Source organism: Streptomyces sp. Ag109_G2-15, assembly GCF_900215565.1.
Lineage (GTDB): Bacteria > Actinomycetota > Actinomycetes > Streptomycetales > Streptomycetaceae > Streptomyces > Streptomyces diastatochromogenes.
This window is the reverse complement of sequence record NZ_OCNI01000001.1, coordinates 1025516-1041717: the sequence shown is the minus strand read 5'-3', so window position 1 is coordinate 1041717 and position 16202 is coordinate 1025516. Positions and strand designations below refer to the sequence as shown.

Genomic DNA, 16202 nt, shown 5'->3' with positions numbered 1-16202 from the left:
CATGGAAGCCTTCACCACCCACACCGGCCGGGCCGTCCCGCTGCGCCGCAGCAACGTCGACACCGACCAGATCATCCCTGCTCACTGGCTCAAGAAGGTGACCCGGGACGGCTTCGAGGACGGCCTGTTCGAGGCCTGGCGCAAGGACGAGAACTTCGTCCTCAACCGGCCCGAGCGGCAGGGCGCCACCGTCCTGGTCGCCGGCCCCGACTTCGGCACCGGCTCCTCCCGTGAGCACGCCGTCTGGGCGCTGCAGAACTACGGCTTCAAGGCCGTGATCTCCTCGCGCTTCGCGGACATCTTCCGGGGCAACTCGCTGAAGAACGGCCTGCTCACCGTGGTTCTCGACCAGAAGGTCGTGGACGCGCTGTGGGAGCTGATCGAGCAGGACCCCACTGCTGAGGTCACTGTGGACCTCGAGGCGCGTGAGGTGCGCGCCGAGGGCGTCACCGCCTCCTTCGAGCTGGACGAGAACTCCCGCTGGCGGCTGCTGAACGGCCTGGACGACATCTCCATCACCCTCCAGAACGAGGGCGACATCGCCGCCTACGAGGCCAAGCGGCCCGGCTACAAGCCGCGCACGCTCCCGGTCTGATCCGGCTCTGATCCAGGTCTGATCCAAGCCTGATCCGGATCCCCCGAGCGAGTCGAGATTCGGCCACCCCAACACCCCGTCTGTACCCCCGATCGCCACGATCGGGGGTACAGCCATGTCTGCACCCGAACGGCCCTCGGCGTTCTCCCAGGTCCGCTCAACTCCCCACGTTAGGAAGGCCGTTGCTGGGGTACGCGAGTGTGGTGAACGCGGCTTCCGCAAGTGCCCGGAAGGCCGTTTGAGGCGGCAGTTGCACCCTGCGCAGGCGACAACTCGCCCCAGATGGCACAATCTGTGCATGGAACACGACGGCCAACTCGAGCTCTATGCGGCGGTCGCGGACCAACTGAAGGAAGCGCACACAAGAGTGCGCGCACTGCAAGTCCCGGAGGGCGTACGGATGGCGCTGACCCGGAAGCTGCTGGTCATTACGGCCGCGGCCAAGCACGATCTCGCCGATGCGGCAAGGCGGCTCGAGCGGTTCAACAAGGACCTCGACGAGGGTCGGATCCCCGACGAGGACCGCTGAACAGCCCGAGACAACCGAGTCCGTTGCGGCACAAGGGTGATAAGCCCGTTTCGTGTTTGATTTGCGGTATATATCTGCCTAACGTGCGAAAAAGCTTGAACACATTCGTTCTGGCGATGTCTCCGAAGGGGAAGACGTGAACAAGGCGCAGCTCGTAGAAGCGATTGCCGACAAGATGGGCGGCCGCCAGCAGGCCGCCGACGCTGTCGATCATGTCCTGGACGCCATCGTCCGCGCGGTCGTCGCGGGCGAGCGGGTCTCGGTCACCGGCTTCGGGTCCTTCGAGAAGGTGGACCGCCCCGCCCGTTACGCCCGTAACCCCCAGACGGGCGAGCGGGTTCGGGTCAAGAAGACCTCCGTGCCGCGCTTCCGCGCGGGCCAGGGCTTCAAGGACCTGGTCAGCGGCTCGAAGAAGCTCCCGCGCGGCGGCGAGGTCGCCGTCAAGAAGGCGCCCAAGGGCAGCCTGACCGGCGGGGCTGCCGCGACGGTCAAGAAGGCCGCGGCGAAGAAGGTCACCAAGGCCGCGGCGAAGAAGGTCACCGCGAAGAAGGCCGCACCGGCGAAGAAGGTCACGGCGAAGAAGGTCACCGCCAAGAAGACCACCGCCAAGAAGACGACGGCCGCCGCGAAGAAGACCACGGCGAAGGCCGCCGCGAAGAAGACGACGGCCAAGAAGGCCCCGGCGAAGAAGGTCACCGCCAAGAAGGCCCCGGCCAAGAAGTCGACGGCCCGCAAGACCACCGCGAAGAAGGCCACTGCCCGCAAGGCGTCGTAAGTCGCCAGGGCACTCACGCGCCGGGCCGGGCTCCCCTGGGGAGCCCGGCCCGCGGCGTTTTCCGGGAAGCCTCAGAGCGTCTGCAGGGTCACCAGCGTGATCCGCAGGCTGTCCCCGGCACCCTCCGTCTCGATCCGCACCCGCTGCCCGGGCCGCAGCAGCCGCAGTCCGCCCGCGTCGAACGCGGCCGCGTCGAAGGGCACGGGGGTGCCGTCGTCGAGCAGCACTTGGCCGCTGCGGGTGTCTGGGTCGTACGTGTATGCGGTTGCCTGCATGACGGCCAGCCTAATGCCCGCGGAGGTCAGGGGGCGCGGCGTCGGGGTTGATGTGCGTTGCCGGGTGGCGGGTCCGTTGTGGCTGGTCGCGCAGTTCCCCGCGCCCCTGGGGAGTTGCAGTCCCGTCGGCCGCACAGTTGCCGTCCGTAGCTGCGGGCAGTCGTGCCGCTTGGGGCGGCACCCGCTCCCAAAGAGAGCGGCACCCTGTCAGCGCCGGTAAGCGGCCCAACCCCCGTCCAGCCAGCGCGCCGGGCGCCTCAGGACCCCGGGATCAGCAACCCCGCCGACGCCGACGCCGTGTACCGCCCCACCCCGAGTACCAGTGCCGAGCGCAGGTCATGGCCGGTGTCCACGTCCTGGCGTACCGAATCGACCTCGGTGAGGGCGAGTTCCGTCGCGCCCGAGATGCGGTGGCGGGCCCGGGAATCCGTACCGAAAGCCGGCCGCAATTCTTCGGCAGGGGCCGCGGCCAGCAGCGTCGTGCCGAGTGCGGCCGCGTCCGCGAGAAAGGCGCGCGGGAATTCGGCCGCCGCGTCCAGTACCCGGGACAATTCCAGCGGGCGCAGAGCGGGAAGATCGGCGTTCAGCGCCGCCACCGCGGCACGGGGTCGCATTTCCCGTACGACGGCCGCTCCGTGCGCCAGAGCGGCGTTCAGGCCGCTCGCCGGAGCGTCCGGGACGATCCGGGCGCCCAGCGCCGCCAGCTCCCGGCCGGCCAGCGCGTCGTCCGTGACGACCGCCACATCCGCGACCGCAGGACAGGCCAGTGCCGCGGCCACCGTGTCCTGTGCGAACGCGAGTGCCAGCCCCGGGCGCACCCCGTCGTCGGCGGTGTCGGAGAGCCTGCTCTTGGCCCGCGCCAGAGGCTTCAGGGGGATGACCAAGGTCCACTGCACCGGCGTACCGCCCCTCTCTTGTCGCGCTCATTGTCACCCGGGGCATCCGGCACGCCGGGATCGGGGAGGGGCGCGAAGCTCCTCGCAAGGGCGGTGGCGGGTGACGGGCGGGCGTACGGTGTTCTCGACAGACCGGCGGCCTGGGGCGACACTTGTGCGGCCCCCGGGCCCCGAGCAAGTCCTAGAGGAAGGTGTCCGCGTGTCCCGCCGCAGAATCGGGTTCTGGTACCGCTTCGCAGCGGTCCTCTGCAAACCGCCACTGGTGGTTCTGATCAAGCGGGACTGGCGTGGAATGGAGCACATTCCGGCCGACGGCGGATTTATCACCGCGGTCAACCACAATTCCCACGTGGACCCCTTCGCGTACGCGCACTATCAGTACAACACCGGACGGGTTCCGCGATTCCTGGCGAAGAGCGGGCTTTTCAAGAAGGGATTCGTCGGTGCCGCGATGCGCGGCACCGGGCAGATCCCGGTCTACCGCGAGAGCACGGACGCGCTCAGCGCCTTCCGGGCCGCGATCGACGCCGTGGAGCGCGGCGAGTGCGTCGCGTTCTACCCCGAGGGCACCCTCACCCGCGACCCGGACGGCTGGCCGATGACCGCCAAGACCGGTGCCGCCCGGGTGGCCCTGCAGACCAAGTGCCCGGTGATCCCGGTCGCCCAGTGGGGCTGCAACGAACTGCTGCCGCCCTACGCCAAGAAGCCCCACCTCTTCCCGCGCAAGACCCACCACGTCCTGGCGGGCCCGCCGGTGGACCTCTCCCGCTTCTACGACAGGGAGATGACCGCGGACGTCCTCAAGGAGGCCACCGAGGTCATCATGGCGGCCGTCACCCGCCAGCTGGAGGAGATCCGCGGCGAGAAGGCGCCCGAGACGCCGTACGACCCGCGCCGCGAGCGGATCGAGCAACGGCGCAAGACCCGTGCGCAGAGCGGCGAGGAGGCCTCGCTGAGCGCGACGGAGGCGGCCCCGGCCGGCACGGAGGTCGCGCGGAGCGGCACGGAAGAGGAGAGCGGCAAGTGAGCAAGCCTGTCCGGGCGGCCGTCATGGGCACCGGCTCGTGGGGCACCGCCTTCGGCATGGTCCTCGCCGACGCGGGCTGCGAGGTCACCCTGTGGGCCCGCCGCCCCGAGCTGGCCGAGGCGGTCAACTCCACGCGGACCAACCCCGACTACCTGCCGGGCGTCGAACTCCCGGAGAACCTGCGCGCCACCGCGGACCCGGCCGAGGCGCTGCGGGACGCGGACTTCACCGTCCTCGCCGTCCCCTCCCAGACCCTGCGCGCCAACCTCGCCGAGTGGACCCCGCTGCTCGCGCCCGGCACCGTGCTCGTCTCCCTGATGAAGGGCGTCGAACTCGGCTCCACCATGCGGATGAGCGAGGTCATCGACGACGTCGCCAAGGTCGGTGCCGACCGCATCGCCGTGGTCACCGGACCCAACCTGGCCCGGGAGATCGCCGCCCGCATGCCGGCCGCCGCCGTGGTGGCCTGCACCGACGAGACGGTCGCCCGGCGGCTCCAGGCCGCCTGCCACACGCCGTACTTCCGGCCGTACACGGAGACGGATGTGGTCGGTTGCGAGCTGGGCGGTGCCGTGAAGAATGTCATCGGCCTCGCCGTCGGCATCGCGGACGGCATGGGGCTCGGCGACAACGCCAAGGGCTCGCTCATCACCCGCGGCCTCGCCGAGACCGCGCGGCTCGGTGTGGCACTCGGCGCCGACCCGATGACCTTCTCCGGACTCGCGGGCCTCGGCGACCTGGTGGCCACCTGTTCCTCGCCGCTGTCCCGCAACCACACCTTCGGCACCAACCTCGGCAAGGGCATGACCCTCGAGGAGACCATCGCCGTCACCAAGCAGACCGCCGAGGGCGTCAAGTCCTGCGAGTCCGTGGCGGATCTGGCCCGCCGGCACGGCGTGGAGATGCCGATCACCGAGACGGTCGTGGACATCGTGCACGAGGGCAAGCCGCCGGTGGTCGCCCTCAAGGAGCTGATGTCGCGCAGCGCGAAGCCCGAGCGACGCTGAGCGACGCCCCCTTTCCGGCGGCCCGTCGACGCTGTATCCGGGCTCTACCAACGGGTACTCTCAACGCGATATGAGCACCGAGAACCTCCCCCAGAGCCCTGAGCAGCCGTCCCGCAAGCCGCGCGTGGCCGTCGTGTTCGGCGGACGCAGCTCCGAACACGGGATCTCCGTGGTCACCGCCGGCGCTGTCCTCAAGGCCATCGACCGGACGAAGTACGACGTCCTGCCGATCGGTATCACCGCGGACGGCCGCTGGGCCCTGACGGCGGACGAGCCGGAGCGGATGGCCATCACCGACCGCCGTACCCCCAACGTGGCGGAACTGGCGGAGTCGAGCGAGGGCGGCGTGGTGCTCCCCGTCGACCCCGCCAGCCGCGAGGTCGTCTACAGCGAGCCCGGTTCCGTGCCCAAGGCCCTCGGCGAGGTCGACGTGGTCTTCCCGGTGCTGCACGGCCCGTACGGCGAGGACGGCACCCTCCAGGGCCTCCTGGAGCTCTCCGGTATTCCGTACGTGGGCGCGGGTGTGCTCGCCTCGGCCGTCGGCCAGGACAAGGAGTACATGAAGCGGGTGTTCACCTCCTTCGGGCTCAAGGTCGGCCCGTACGTGGTGATCCGGCCCCGCGAGTGGGAGCAGGACGAGTCCGCCGCCCGCAAGAAGATCATCGACCTCGCGGGCGAGCACGGCTGGCCGCTGTTCGTGAAGCCCGCGCGCGCGGGTTCGTCGATCGGCATCACCAAGGTCGACGACCTGTCCGGCCTGGACGAGGCGATCGCCGAGGCACAGCGGCACGACCCGAAGATCCTGGTGGAGGCCGCGGTGCGCGGCCGCGAGATCGAGTGCGGCGTCCTGGAGTTCGAGGACGGGCCGCGCGCCTCCGTGCCGGCCGAGATCCCGCCGCCGGACGCGCACGCGTACTACGACTTCGAGGCCAAGTACATCGACTCCACGCCCGGCATCGTCCCGGCCCCGCTCACCGACGAGGAGACCGCCGAGGTGCGGCGGCTCGCGGTCGAGGCGTTCGACGCGGCCTCCTGCGAGGGCCTGGTCCGCGCGGACTTCTTCCTCACCGAGGACGGCGAGTTCGTCATCAACGAGATCAACACCATGCCCGGCTTCACGCCCATCTCGATGTACCCGCAGATGTGGCAGGCCACCGGCATCAGCTACCCGGAGCTGGTGGACCGCCTGGTGCAGGCCGCACTGCGCCGCTCGACCGGGCTGCGCTGACCCGCACCGGCACCGTCATCTCATGGAGGCGATCCCCTTGGGGATCGCCTTCTTCACGGCGGGCGCGAGTCCGGTGAGCACGGGCGTGGCGTCCTCGCCGGGCATCCCCTCGGGCAGGTTCACCTGCACATAGGCCTCGCGGTTGGCGGTGGTGAACCGCCAGGTGCCGTCGCCCTGCTTCTCCATCAGCCAGTCGACACCGTCGACCCCGCCCGCCACGGCGTCCCGGTCCCCGCCCTCGGCCACCTTCGGATCGACCATCTTCGGCGGCCGTACGACACCGCAGCGCAGTATGATCGCCGGGCTTCCCCAGCCCGCCGTGTAGGCGGACCGGGGCTCGGGGTCGTGACGTCCCCGTCCGTCCAGCTTCTCGGGAAGCACCCGGTGCAGATCCCGGCACACCTTCGCCGTCCTCGCGTCGGGGCTGGGAACCGCCACCGTGGCGCTGTCGTCTGCTGTTGAGCAGCCCGCGACCGCGATCAGCAGCACGGGCGCGAGCAGGCCGAAGGGCCGGTGACGGAAGATGTTCACCGGCCAAGCGTAGACGGGGGCTACAGGTGCACGACCGGACAGGTCAGGGTGCGGGTGATGCCGTCCACTTGCTGGACCTTCGCGACCACCATGCGACCGAGGTCGTCGACGGTGTCGGCCTGGGCGCGCACGATGACGTCGTACGGACCCGTCACGTCCTCGGCCTGGATCACTCCAGGGATCTTGCTGATCGTCTCGGCGACGGTCGACGCCTTGCCGACCTCCGTCTGGATCAGGATGTACGCCTGTACCACGGAACCTCCAGGGCGGCCACGAGGATCATGTGGGGAAAAGGAACGCCACGGTATCGCGTCGCCGCTCCCCGCGGGGAGACCTGCGGGAACCGGGCTTGCGCGCCAGGGTGCAGGCACGACAGAAGTTGACGGTCACCTCGACCGTATCGGGGACACTGGTGGGGCGCGACCGGGCACGGCAAGGGACAGAAGGGGAGCAAGGGTCATGAAGGGCACTGTTGGTGAGCTGGGGGAGTTCGGGCTCATCAGGGAGCTCACCTCCCGTCTCACCACCACCCCGGCGGTCCGGATCGGCCCCGGCGACGATGCCGCGGTGGTCGCCGCGCCCGACCGACGGGTGGTGGCGAGCACCGACATCCTGCTGGAGGGGCGGCACTTCCGCCGCGACTGGTCCACGGCCTACGACGTCGGCCGCAAGGCGGCGGCGCAGAACCTCGCGGACATCGCCGCGATGGGCGCCGTACCGACCGCGCTGCTGCTCGGCCTGGTCGTCCCGGCCGAACTCCCGGTCACCTGGGCCAGCGAGCTGATGGACGGGCTGCGCGACGAGTGCCAGGTCGCGGGCGCCTCCGTGGTCGGCGGGGACGTCGTACGCGGGGACACGATCATGGTGTCGATCACCGCGCTCGGCGATCTGCGCAACCAGGAGCCGGTGACCCGCGCCGGCGCCCAGCCCGGCGACCTGGTGGCCGTCACGGGCTGGCTGGGCTGGTCCGCGGCCGGCTACGCGGTGCTCTCCCGCGGCTTCCGCTCCCCGCGCGCGTTCGTCGAGGCCCACCGGCGCCCCGAGCCGCCGTACCACGCGGGCCCGGCCGCCGCCGCGCTCGGCGCGACCGCGATGTGCGACGTGAGCGACGGACTGATCGCCGACCTCGGGCACATCGCCGAGGCCAGCAAGGTCCGCATCGACATCCGCTCCGGCGCGATCGACATCCCCACGCAGATGAACGACATCGGGCAGGCCGTCGGCGTGGACCCGCTGCAGTGGGTGCTGACCGGGGGAGAGGACCACGCGATCGTGGCGACCTTCCCGTCGGACACCAAGCTGCCGGCCCGCTGGAAGGTCATCGGCGAGGTCCTCAACCCCTCGGCGCTGCCCCAGGTGACGGTCGACGGGGCGCCCTGGACCAGCAAGGGCGGCTGGGACCACTTCGGGGACATCGAGTCATGATTCCCAGGGTCCTCACGGTGGCGGGCTCCGACTCCGGCGGCGGGGCGGGCATCCAGGCCGACCTGAAGACGATGCTGGCGCTCGGCGTGCACGGGATGAGCGTGATCACCGCTGTGACCGCGCAGAACTCCCTGGGCGTGCAGGGGGCCTGGGAGCTGCCCGTGGAGGCGGTGCGGGCGCAGTACCGCAGCGTCGTGGACGACATCGGCGTACAGGCCGTGAAGACCGGGATGCTGGCCTCGGCCGAACTGGTCGAGGCGGTCGCCGAATTGATCTCCGGCACGGACGCGCCCTCGGTCGTGGACCCGGTGGGCGTCTCCAAGCACGGGGACTCGCTGCTGGCCACGTCCGCGCTGGAGTCGGTGCGCACGAAGCTGCTGCCGGTGGCGACCGTGGCGACCCCGAACCTCGACGAGGTGGCCCAACTCACGGGGGTGCGGGTCGATTCGGAGGATGATCTACGACGGGCCGCCGAGGCCGTGCTGGAGTACGGTCCGCGCTGGGTGCTGATCAAGGGCGGGCATCTGTCCGGGGACGCCGTGGACCTGCTCACGGACGGCTCCGCGGAGCACTGGCTGCGGGCGCCCCGCCATGACAACCGGCACACCCACGGCACGGGCTGCACGCTCGCCTCGGCGGTCGCCTCGGGCCTGGCGAAGGGGCTCTCCGTGCCGGAGGCGGTCACCGAGGCCAAGGCGTACGTCACCGGGGCCATCGCCGCCGGGTTCGCGCTGGGGGCGGGGATCGGGCCGGTGGATCACGGGTGGCGGTTCCGGAAGTGAGCTGACGCGCGCGTACGGCACGCGTACGGCAAAAGAGCGCGGGGGCACGGCAAAAAGCCGGCCCACCCTGAGGTGGACCGGCTCAGTGCAGCGAACCAGCAGTGGCCGCGCGCTTAGCTGTGCGTCAGCGCGAGACCTTGCCGGCCTTGATGCACGAGGTGCAGGCGTTCACGCGCTTCGGCGTCCCGCCGACCACGGTACGCACACGCTGGATGTTCGGGTTCCAGCGACGGGACGTACGGCGGTGCGAAAACGAGATGTTGTTGCCGAAGCCCGGCCCCTTGCCGCAGACGTCGCAGTTGGCAGCCACGGGTCACTCCAAAGACTTCAGATGCACTTACGGATAATCCCGGCAGGCCGGGATCGAGATCGCAGGATCAGAGATCTGAGTGGCTTTGCCAGGGGAACGGCCCGATCTGGATCGAGCAACCGGAGCAGCATACAACGACTGCGCCAGTACAACGAAACTACCATGGCTGATCAGGGGCCCGCTCCCGGCCCTCTTCCGGAACACACCACTCCGGGGTCTACGCTGCGTCCACGTCCAGCCAGTCAGGGAGGCGCAGGTGGCGCAGGTGCCGCAGACATTCTTCGATGCTCTCGCGGTGCGCACCTGGTGCGGTCTGGCGCTGGGGGCGCTCGGGAGAGCGCGCGAGGAGATCGACGCGATCAACGTCTATCCGGTGGCCGACGGGGACACCGGGACGAATCTGTACCTGACCCTGGAGTCGGCGGCGACCGCCGTGGAGGCCGTGTTCGCCGGGTACGGGACGGGCGCGCAGGAGCCCTCTCTCGCGGACGCCGTGCGCGCGATGGCCCACGGGGCGCTCATAGGCGCCCGGGGCAACTCCGGGACGATCCTCGCCCAGCTGCTGCGGGGCATGGCCCAGGTGCTCGCGGACGACGCGTCTCTCGCCGACGGCGCGGGACTGCGGCTCGCCCTGCGGCAGGCCGCCGACTCCGCGCGCCAGGCCGTGGCCCACCCGGTCGAGGGCACGGTGCTGACGGTCGCCTCGGCCGCGGCGGACGCCGCCGAGGGAGCCGAGGGCGACTGCGGGACGGTCGCGCGGGCCGCCTACGAGGGCGCCAGGACGGCCCTGGCGGCGACTCCGGGACAGCTGGCCGTGCTGGAGCGGGCCGGGGTGGTCGACGCGGGCGGCAGAGGGCTCGTGGCCGTGCTGGGGGCGCTGGTGGAGGCGTTCACCGGGGAGGCGGTACGGGAGGCCGCGAAGGCACCGGAAGCCGTCCCGGGGGCCGCAGCCGTTTCCGACGCGCGCGTGGAGGCTGTTTTCGATTTCGACGCCCACGCGCGCGTGGAGGCAGTTTCCGAGTCCGACGCCCACGCGCGCGTGGAGCCCGTTTCGGATGCGGACCTGTGCGCCGAGGGCTCCGAGACCGGCGGACCCGCCTACGAGGTGATCTATCTCCTGGAGGCCGGTGACGAGGCCGTCGCCCGGCTGCGGGAGCGGCTCGACGGTCTCGGGGACTCGCTTGTCGTGGTCGGCGGCGACGGGCTGTGGAACGTCCACGTGCACGTCGACGACGCGGGCGCCGCCGTGGAGGCGGGCGTCGAGGCCGGGCGGCCGTACCGGATCCGGATCACGCACTTCGGGCTCGGCGACGTGCACACCGGCGGCGCGCGGCCGCCGCGCGAACGCGCCCAGCGGGCCGTCGTCGCCGTCGTGCCCGGCGAGGGCCTGGCCGGGCTGTACACCGAGGCCGGCGCGACCGCCGTCCTCGCGCGCCCCGGGGAGCCGCCCGCCAGCGGGGAGCTGGTGCAGGCCGTACGGCGTGCCCACGCGCGCGAGGTCGTGCTGCTGCCCAACGACGCCGAGCTGCGCCACACGGCCGCCGCGGCCGCCGAGCAGGCCCGCACCGAGGGCATCCGGGTGGCCCTGATCCCGACCCGTTCGGCGGTCCAGGGCATCGCCGCGCTCGCCGTGCACGAGCCGCAGCGCCGCTTCGACGAGGACGTCGTCCAGATGACCTCGGCGGCGGGCGCCACCCGGTACGCCGAGGTCGTCGTGGCCGAACGCCAGTCCTGGACCATGGCCGGCATCTGCCAGGCCGGGGACGTCCTGGGCCTGATCGACGGCGATGTGGCGGTGATCGGCGCGGACGTCACCGCCACCGCCGAGACCGTCCTGGACCGCATGCTCCAGGCCGGCGGCGAGCTGGTCACCCTCGTCGTCGGCGACGAGGCGCCCGAGAGCGTCGCCGACCGCCTGGAGGCACGCGTGCGCGAGTCCTACCTCGCGGTGGACACGGTGGTGTACCGGGGCGGCCGGCAGGGGGCGCTGCTGCTCATCGGCGTGGAGTGAGCGGGCGCGACCTCACTGCTCCAGCTGGAGCATCTGCGTCGCCTCCGCCCGCCGTGCCTGGACGGTCTCGTCCGCGTCGTCGGCGCCTTCGTAGGCCGCGAGCACGCCACGCGCGCGTGCCGCCGCCTCGGCGGGGCGGCCGAGGTCGGCCTCCAGCCAGCCCGCGGCGAGTTCCGCACCGGTACGGCCGTGCAGCCCCTCCGCGCCGAGCGCGCCGAACACCGCGCCCGCGCGGTCCATCTGGGTCAGCGCCGCCTCGAACGCGCCCTGGATCACCTCGTCCCGGTCCTCGTCGCCCTCGGCCGTCGAGCGGGCCAGCAGGTCGCCGAACTGGCGGTGGGTGTTGCCGAGTTCGGCGGTGAGCTGTTCCCGGGCCACCGGATCCGCGGCGTCCTCCAGCGCACGCTCGCACCCGCGCACCGCCTCCGTCATCAGCTCCCGCGCGCCCTCCGCTCCGGCCTTCCCGCGCAGCGCCAGCCAGGCACGGGCGCGCAGCGAGCGGACGAGGAAGTGCGGGTTGCCGAGCGAGCGCCACAGCTCGCCCGCGCGCGCGTAGGCCTGATCGGCCTCGTCCAGCAGCCCGGCGTTGCTCAGGGACTCGGCGGCCAGGTGGGCGAGCGTGGCATGGTCCTGCTGCTCGGGCCAGTGCCGGGCGATCTCGGCCGCCTGCAGCCGGCGTTCGGCGGCCGCCCGGTGCTCGCCCAGTTCGCTCAGGCAGTCCCCGAGCCACCACTGCGCCTGTACGACGGCCCCGTCGCCATGCGTCTCGGCGGACAGGTCGGGCAGCGCCGACTCCAGCACCTCGGCGGCCTCCGCGCACCGCCCCTGGCGCAGCAGGAAGCCGCCCAGCTGGTACCGCGCCCAGGCGCCCAGCGCGGCGCTCTCGCCCGCCTCGTCGGCCCAGTGCGCGGCTTCCAGGGCGTGCTCCGCCGCCTCCACGGCCTCGTCCCGGACGCCGAGCACCTCGGCGAGCTGGAGATGCAGCTGGGCCCGCCCGGTGGGCTCCACGTACGGTGCGCCGTGCTCCAGGGCGGCCCGCAGCGCCCGCTCGGCCTCGGCCAGCTCGCCGAGCTGGTGCGCCAGCGCCGCGACCTGCACCTCGTACTCCACCGCGAACCACGGCAGCCCGGCGCCCACGTACTCCGCGGCGGCCTGCCGGAACAGCTCAGCGGTCCGCTCGACGTCCCCGGACTCCCCGGCCAGTTCGGCGAGCATCGCCCGCGCCTCGGCGGCCCGCGCGGCCAACCGGACGTCGTCGCCGGCCCGCCCGTCGACGAGCGCCAGCACCTCGAGCACGGCCCGCTCGGCCGCCGCCCGCACGTCCGGGCTCTCCGTGTCCTCGGCGTCCTCGTGCACCCGCCGCATCAGGATCCGCGCCCGGCTCATCACCACCGACGCCGTCTGCCGTACTCCGGTGGCGTCCTCGGCGTACAGCGCGAGTGCCTCGTCGTACAGTGCGGCGACCGTTGTCAGGGCCGCGTCCACCTCGCCCGTCAGCGCGCGTACGTACGCCCCACGCGCGCGTGCCGCCAGGGCCTCCCCGGGGTCGCCCGCCTCCGCATACAGCACGGCGGCCTCATCGAACAGGGCGATGCCCTCGGGCCCCTGGGACATCGCCTCGTGATCGGCGATCTCCGCGCGGTCGCGGGCGTCGAGCTCGGTCCCCTCGGCGGCCCGCGCGACCGCCGCCCACGCCTCCAGGGCGTGCGGCTGCAGGGTGCGGGACAGCCGGCGTGCCTCGGTGAGCAGGTCGGCCAGATCCGGTTGCCCGGGAACCTCGGGAGCCTCGGGTGCCGGGGACGTGATCACGGGCTGCGGCGCGGAGCGCACCGTACGGACGCCCAGCGGCAGCCGGTCCACCAGCGGGCGCTGGGCCATGCGCGCGCGAACGCGGTCGCCGACGTACGACGTGCCGTTGCGCCGGTCGAACCGCTCCGCCAGCTCCAGTGCCTCCGCGCGCGCGTGGGCGGCCAGTTCCCGTGCCGTCCAGGACTGCCCGGCAGGCCCCGGCACCTGCCGCTCGCCGAGCCCCAGCCCGGTCAGCCGGTCCGTCAGCAGCGTCACCACGGCCATGAAGTCCAGCCGGCTGCGCGGATGCCCGGTGTCCGTGAAGTACGCCGGCCGCTCGGCGAGCAGCTCCAGACCGCGCGCCTCGTTGCCGGTGAGCGCGCAGAACTCCACGTGGTCCGCGTAGGCGCCCCGCATGCTCTCCATGGGGCGTACAAGGCGGAAGCCCCGCAGATGGTGGGCGCGGGCCTCGTCCAGGCGGCCCAGGCGCAGCAGGGGAGTCAGCGAGGAGGCGAGGACCGTGTGCGGCTCGTGGGCGCAGCTGTACTCGCCCTCCAGCACCGGCCGCCACAACTCCAGCGCCTCCGCGTCCCGGTCGCACTTCACCTGCCAGGCGCCCTGGCCGTGCAGCTCGCAGGCGTGGCAGTCGGCCATCCGGTCCCGGTCCGCGGCCAGCCAGGCGCCGTACGCCCGCTCCGCGCGCTTCAGGTCGCCGACGTGCGCGGCGACACTGAACTCGGCGCTGCGCACGGCCCGTTCGGAGTGCCCCGCGAGCCGGTAGCGGTGCTCCATCTCGCCGAGCCACTTCTCGATCGAGGCGAGCGGGATGTGCGGCTGGTCCAGCATGCCCGCCGACACCCACTTGAAGACCCAGTGCAGCGAGTGCGCCTCGTACTCGTCGAAGTCCTCCGGCCGTTCGTCCCACAGGCGCAGCAGCCGCGCGAACGGGACGAACATCCGGTCCTTCTCGGAGCTGTAGTTGTAGACCTTCAGCTGGTGCCCGAGCGCCTCGATCACGGCGAGCGGGATGTTCAGCTTCTCGGCCTCGGCGAGCAGCTGCTCCGCGCGCGCGTTGCGTGCGGGACCCTCCGGCTGCTCGGAGTTCTCCGCCATCGCCCGGCGCAGCGCGTCGAAGTCCGTGTTCTCACTCATCGGTGACCGTCCTCCCCGTGTGTGGCCCATTCCAGGAGGCCGATGAACGCGCGGTTCAGCAGCGCGGAGTCCGCGGGCCTGAGAGGACGCTGCGCCATCAGCAGCGCCTGCCCGTACAGCGACTCGGTGGCGGTGCCGATCAGTTCCGGATCCCTCAGTGAACTGATCCGCCGGATCAGCGGGTTGAGATGGTTGAGCACCAGACGCGCGCGGGGGGCGCTGCCGCGCAGCGAGCCCAGGATGCCCGCCCACAGGTCGTCGGCCTGCTCCTCGGCCTCGGCCCGCGCCTGCTCGTGCCGGGCGGCCCGGTCGTCCAGGTGCAGCGCGGGCACGGACAGCGGGTGGAAGGCGCGCAGCACCACGTCACAGCCCAGCGGATCGAGCTTCGCGCGCGCGGCCGCCAGGAACCCGGACAGCGCCAGCTCCTCGGCCGGGTCCACCGCGTCCAGATGCGCGGTCACGGTGTCCGCGTCCAGCTCCGCGACCACCGTCCCCGGCCGCACCGACGGCAGCGCCTCGACCAGCTCGCTGTCGTACGTGTAACCGCCGTTGACGACTCCGACGCCCTGCGCCGAGGCGATCGGCGCCACCTGCCGGTACTCCTCGACCGTCCGCGTGAAGTGCACCACCGGGTGCCGCTGCGCGAACTCCTCCAGGGACAGCTGCCCGTCGGTCGTCTCGAACGGCAGCCACGGCAGCATCGTGCGCAGCATGTCGCCGTCGTGCCGGGCCAGCGACTTCACGCCCAGGTGGTGCACGGCGAGAAACGCGGCCAGCCGCTCCGGATCGCCGGCCGCGAGGCCCGTGAGCCAGGACCGGATCCGCTCGCCGAGCGCCTCCCGAACGGCCGCCAGGGTCTCGTCCTCGTACAGCGACTCCCGCGAGGCCGTGGGCCGCAGGCTGTCGGTGTCCAGGACGCAGCGCACGAAGAACGCCCAGTCGGGCAGCAGCTGTTCGGCCCGCTCGGTCAGGAGCATGCCCTTCAGGTGCACGCGGTGCGTGGCCCGCTGGGCCGGGCTGACCGCCGACGGCAGCACGTACGCCACCCCGCGGATCCCGGCCAGCGGCACGTCCAGGTCGATCGAGTCCAGCGGGGTGAAACCGAACAGCTCGTGGCAGTGCCGGGCCAGCGCCACCCTGCGCGTGGCGGGACTCGGGTAGGCGCGGTCCCAGGGCGCCGGGAGGTCCGTGACCGCCTCCTCGCCCACCCGGACGTCGTACGGCAGCAGCGAGCCGAAGTCCCGGGCCAGGGTGCGGACCCGCTCGGGCGACAGCCACTCGGCCGCCCCGGCCCGCGCCACCAGGTGCACGGTGGTGCCGGGCTCGGGCCGCTCGGCGTCGGGCAGCGTCCGCACGGTGTACGAGCCGTCGTCGCGGGCCGTCCACTCCACGGGCGGGGCCTCGGGGGTACGGGCGCTGCGGCTGACCACCCGGATCCGCTCGGCGACCACGAAACAGGCCAGCAGACCGATGCCGAACTGGCCGAGGAAGTCGGACCGGGCCTCCTGCAGGCCGTCCGCCCGCTTGGAACTGCGGCCGATCGTCGCCAGCAGGCTGTGCACGTCCGACTCGGTGAGCCCGATACCGCTGTCCTCCACCCGCAGGGCGCCGTCCGCGGCATGCAGACGTACCCGGGCCGGGGCGTCCGGTTCCTCGGTCCGGCGGGCGGTGATGGCGTCCACGGCGTTCTGCAGCAGCTCGCGCAGGTAGACCTTGGGACTGGAGTAGAGGTGATGGGAGAGCAGGTCCACCAGACCACGCAGGTCGACCTGGAACGTATGAGGTGACTGGGATGCCTGGGATGACTGTGAGGTCTGGGAGTCCATCGTCGCAGCGCCGGTGGGGGGAGCCTGCGTTCGGCGCGGGGTCGG

Annotated in this window: 16 protein-coding genes; 9 read left to right on the top strand and 7 right to left on the bottom strand. The window is 72.1% G+C overall.

Translation table 11 applies throughout. From position 1 onward, the window contains the following. Position 1: 1 nt before the first annotated feature. The 3 genes from leuD to CRP49_RS04270 all read left to right on the top strand — a co-directional run bounded on the left by leuD (position 2) and on the right by CRP49_RS04270 (position 1899). On the top strand, positions 2-595 hold the full coding sequence (gene leuD, locus CRP49_RS04280; RefSeq protein WP_097252214.1) for a 3-isopropylmalate dehydratase small subunit: 594 nt from the start codon (positions 2-4) through the stop codon (positions 593-595). A gap of 298 nt (positions 596-893) precedes the next feature. After that, positions 894-1124, top strand: a complete 231-nt coding sequence (locus tag CRP49_RS04275; RefSeq protein WP_094220546.1) for a hypothetical protein — start codon at positions 894-896, stop codon at positions 1122-1124. Positions 1125-1260: 136 nt separating this feature from the next. After that, entirely contained in the window at positions 1261-1899 is a 639-nt protein-coding gene (locus tag CRP49_RS04270; RefSeq protein WP_094220545.1) for an HU family DNA-binding protein, read from the top strand. A 71-nt stretch (positions 1900-1970) separates the two neighbouring features. Here the strand turns inward: CRP49_RS04270 and CRP49_RS04265 are convergent, their stop codons facing one another. Both CRP49_RS04265 and cofC read right to left on the bottom strand, forming a co-directional pair. Further along, positions 1971-2174, bottom strand: a complete 204-nt coding sequence (locus CRP49_RS04265) for a hypothetical protein (RefSeq protein ID WP_094220544.1) — start codon at positions 2172-2174, stop codon at positions 1971-1973. A 257-nt stretch (positions 2175-2431) separates the two neighbouring features. Beyond that, on the bottom strand, positions 2432-3070 hold the full coding sequence (gene cofC, locus CRP49_RS04260) for a 2-phospho-L-lactate guanylyltransferase (RefSeq protein WP_094220543.1): 639 nt from the start codon (positions 3068-3070) through the stop codon (positions 2432-2434). A 199-nt stretch (positions 3071-3269) separates the two neighbouring features. Here cofC and CRP49_RS04255 point away from each other — a divergent pair, with 199 nt between their 5' ends. The 3 genes from CRP49_RS04255 to CRP49_RS04245 all read left to right on the top strand — a co-directional run bounded on the left by CRP49_RS04255 (position 3270) and on the right by CRP49_RS04245 (position 6332). Then, the gene (locus CRP49_RS04255) at positions 3270-4097 is read left to right on the top strand and encodes a 1-acyl-sn-glycerol-3-phosphate acyltransferase (RefSeq protein WP_257033310.1); all 828 of its coding nucleotides are present in this window, start codon (positions 3270-3272) and stop codon (positions 4095-4097) included. Continuing rightward, the gene (locus CRP49_RS04250; RefSeq protein WP_097252213.1) at positions 4094-5104 is read left to right on the top strand and encodes an NAD(P)H-dependent glycerol-3-phosphate dehydrogenase; all 1011 of its coding nucleotides are present in this window, start codon (positions 4094-4096) and stop codon (positions 5102-5104) included. Before CRP49_RS04255 ends, CRP49_RS04250 begins: the two co-directional genes overlap by 4 nt. A gap of 70 nt (positions 5105-5174) precedes the next feature. Then, positions 5175-6332 (top strand): D-alanine--D-alanine ligase family protein, encoded by a 1158-nt coding sequence (locus tag CRP49_RS04245; RefSeq protein ID WP_097252212.1) that lies wholly within the window; start codon positions 5175-5177, stop codon positions 6330-6332. A gap of 15 nt (positions 6333-6347) precedes the next feature. On the opposite strand, the gene CRP49_RS04240 is transcribed toward CRP49_RS04245, so the two are convergent. Next, a complete protein-coding gene (locus tag CRP49_RS04240) occupies positions 6348-6863 on the bottom strand; it encodes a DUF3515 domain-containing protein (protein ID WP_097252211.1) in 516 nt (171 codons plus the stop codon). Between the two features lie 20 nt (positions 6864-6883). Next, positions 6884-7117: an Lrp/AsnC family transcriptional regulator gene (locus CRP49_RS04235; RefSeq protein WP_003997603.1), complete on the bottom strand. Its 234-nt coding sequence runs from the start codon at positions 7115-7117 to the stop codon at positions 6884-6886. A gap of 205 nt (positions 7118-7322) precedes the next feature. Between CRP49_RS04235 and CRP49_RS04230 the strand changes: the two genes are divergently transcribed. Together CRP49_RS04230 and thiD are read left to right on the top strand one after the other, a co-directional pair. After that, positions 7323-8288: a thiamine-phosphate kinase gene (locus CRP49_RS04230; RefSeq protein WP_097252210.1), complete on the top strand. Its 966-nt coding sequence runs from the start codon at positions 7323-7325 to the stop codon at positions 8286-8288. After that, positions 8285-9070 (top strand): bifunctional hydroxymethylpyrimidine kinase/phosphomethylpyrimidine kinase, encoded by a 786-nt coding sequence (gene thiD, locus CRP49_RS04225; RefSeq protein ID WP_097252209.1) that lies wholly within the window; start codon positions 8285-8287, stop codon positions 9068-9070. Before CRP49_RS04230 ends, thiD begins: the two co-directional genes overlap by 4 nt. A 124-nt stretch (positions 9071-9194) precedes the next feature. On the opposite strand, the gene rpmB is transcribed toward thiD, so the two are convergent. Next, positions 9195-9380: a 50S ribosomal protein L28 gene (gene rpmB / locus CRP49_RS04220; protein ID WP_009190838.1), complete on the bottom strand. Its 186-nt coding sequence runs from the start codon at positions 9378-9380 to the stop codon at positions 9195-9197. A 256-nt stretch (positions 9381-9636) separates the two neighbouring features. Between rpmB and CRP49_RS04215 the strand changes: the two genes are divergently transcribed. Further along, entirely contained in the window at positions 9637-11391 is a 1755-nt protein-coding gene (locus CRP49_RS04215; RefSeq protein WP_097252208.1) for a DAK2 domain-containing protein, read from the top strand. A gap of 12 nt (positions 11392-11403) precedes the next feature. Here CRP49_RS04215 and CRP49_RS04210 read toward each other — a convergent pair whose 3' ends face one another. Next, on the bottom strand, positions 11404-14331 hold the full coding sequence (locus CRP49_RS04210; protein ID WP_097252207.1) for a hypothetical protein: 2928 nt from the start codon (positions 14329-14331) through the stop codon (positions 11404-11406). Further along, complete coding sequence (locus CRP49_RS04205; protein ID WP_097252206.1) at positions 14328-16157, bottom strand: HSP90 family protein; 1830 nt, start codon at positions 16155-16157, stop codon at positions 14328-14330. Before CRP49_RS04205 ends, CRP49_RS04210 begins: the two co-directional genes overlap by 4 nt. Between the last annotated feature and the right edge of the window lie 45 nt (positions 16158-16202).

What these genes read in the sequence shown, in the direction of transcription:
- CRP49_RS04230 (WP_097252210.1), top strand. Translation starts at nt 7,323, where the DNA reads ATGAAGGGCACTGTTGGTGAGCTGGGGGAGTTCGGGCTCATCAGGGAG.
- CRP49_RS04265 (WP_094220544.1), bottom strand. Translation starts at nt 2,174, where the DNA reads ATGCAGGCAACCGCATACACGTACGACCCAGACACCCGCAGCGGCCAA.
- CRP49_RS04245 (WP_097252212.1), top strand. Translation starts at nt 5,175, where the DNA reads ATGAGCACCGAGAACCTCCCCCAGAGCCCTGAGCAGCCGTCCCGCAAG.
- CRP49_RS04275 (WP_094220546.1), top strand. Translation starts at nt 894, where the DNA reads ATGGAACACGACGGCCAACTCGAGCTCTATGCGGCGGTCGCGGACCAA.
- CRP49_RS04210 (WP_097252207.1), bottom strand. Translation starts at nt 14,331, where the DNA reads ATGAGTGAGAACACGGACTTCGACGCGCTGCGCCGGGCGATGGCGGAG.
- thiD (WP_097252209.1), top strand. Translation starts at nt 8,285, where the DNA reads ATGATTCCCAGGGTCCTCACGGTGGCGGGCTCCGACTCCGGCGGCGGG.
- leuD (WP_097252214.1), top strand. Translation starts at nt 2, where the DNA reads ATGGAAGCCTTCACCACCCACACCGGCCGGGCCGTCCCGCTGCGCCGC.
- CRP49_RS04205 (WP_097252206.1), bottom strand. Translation starts at nt 16,157, where the DNA reads ATGGACTCCCAGACCTCACAGTCATCCCAGGCATCCCAGTCACCTCAT.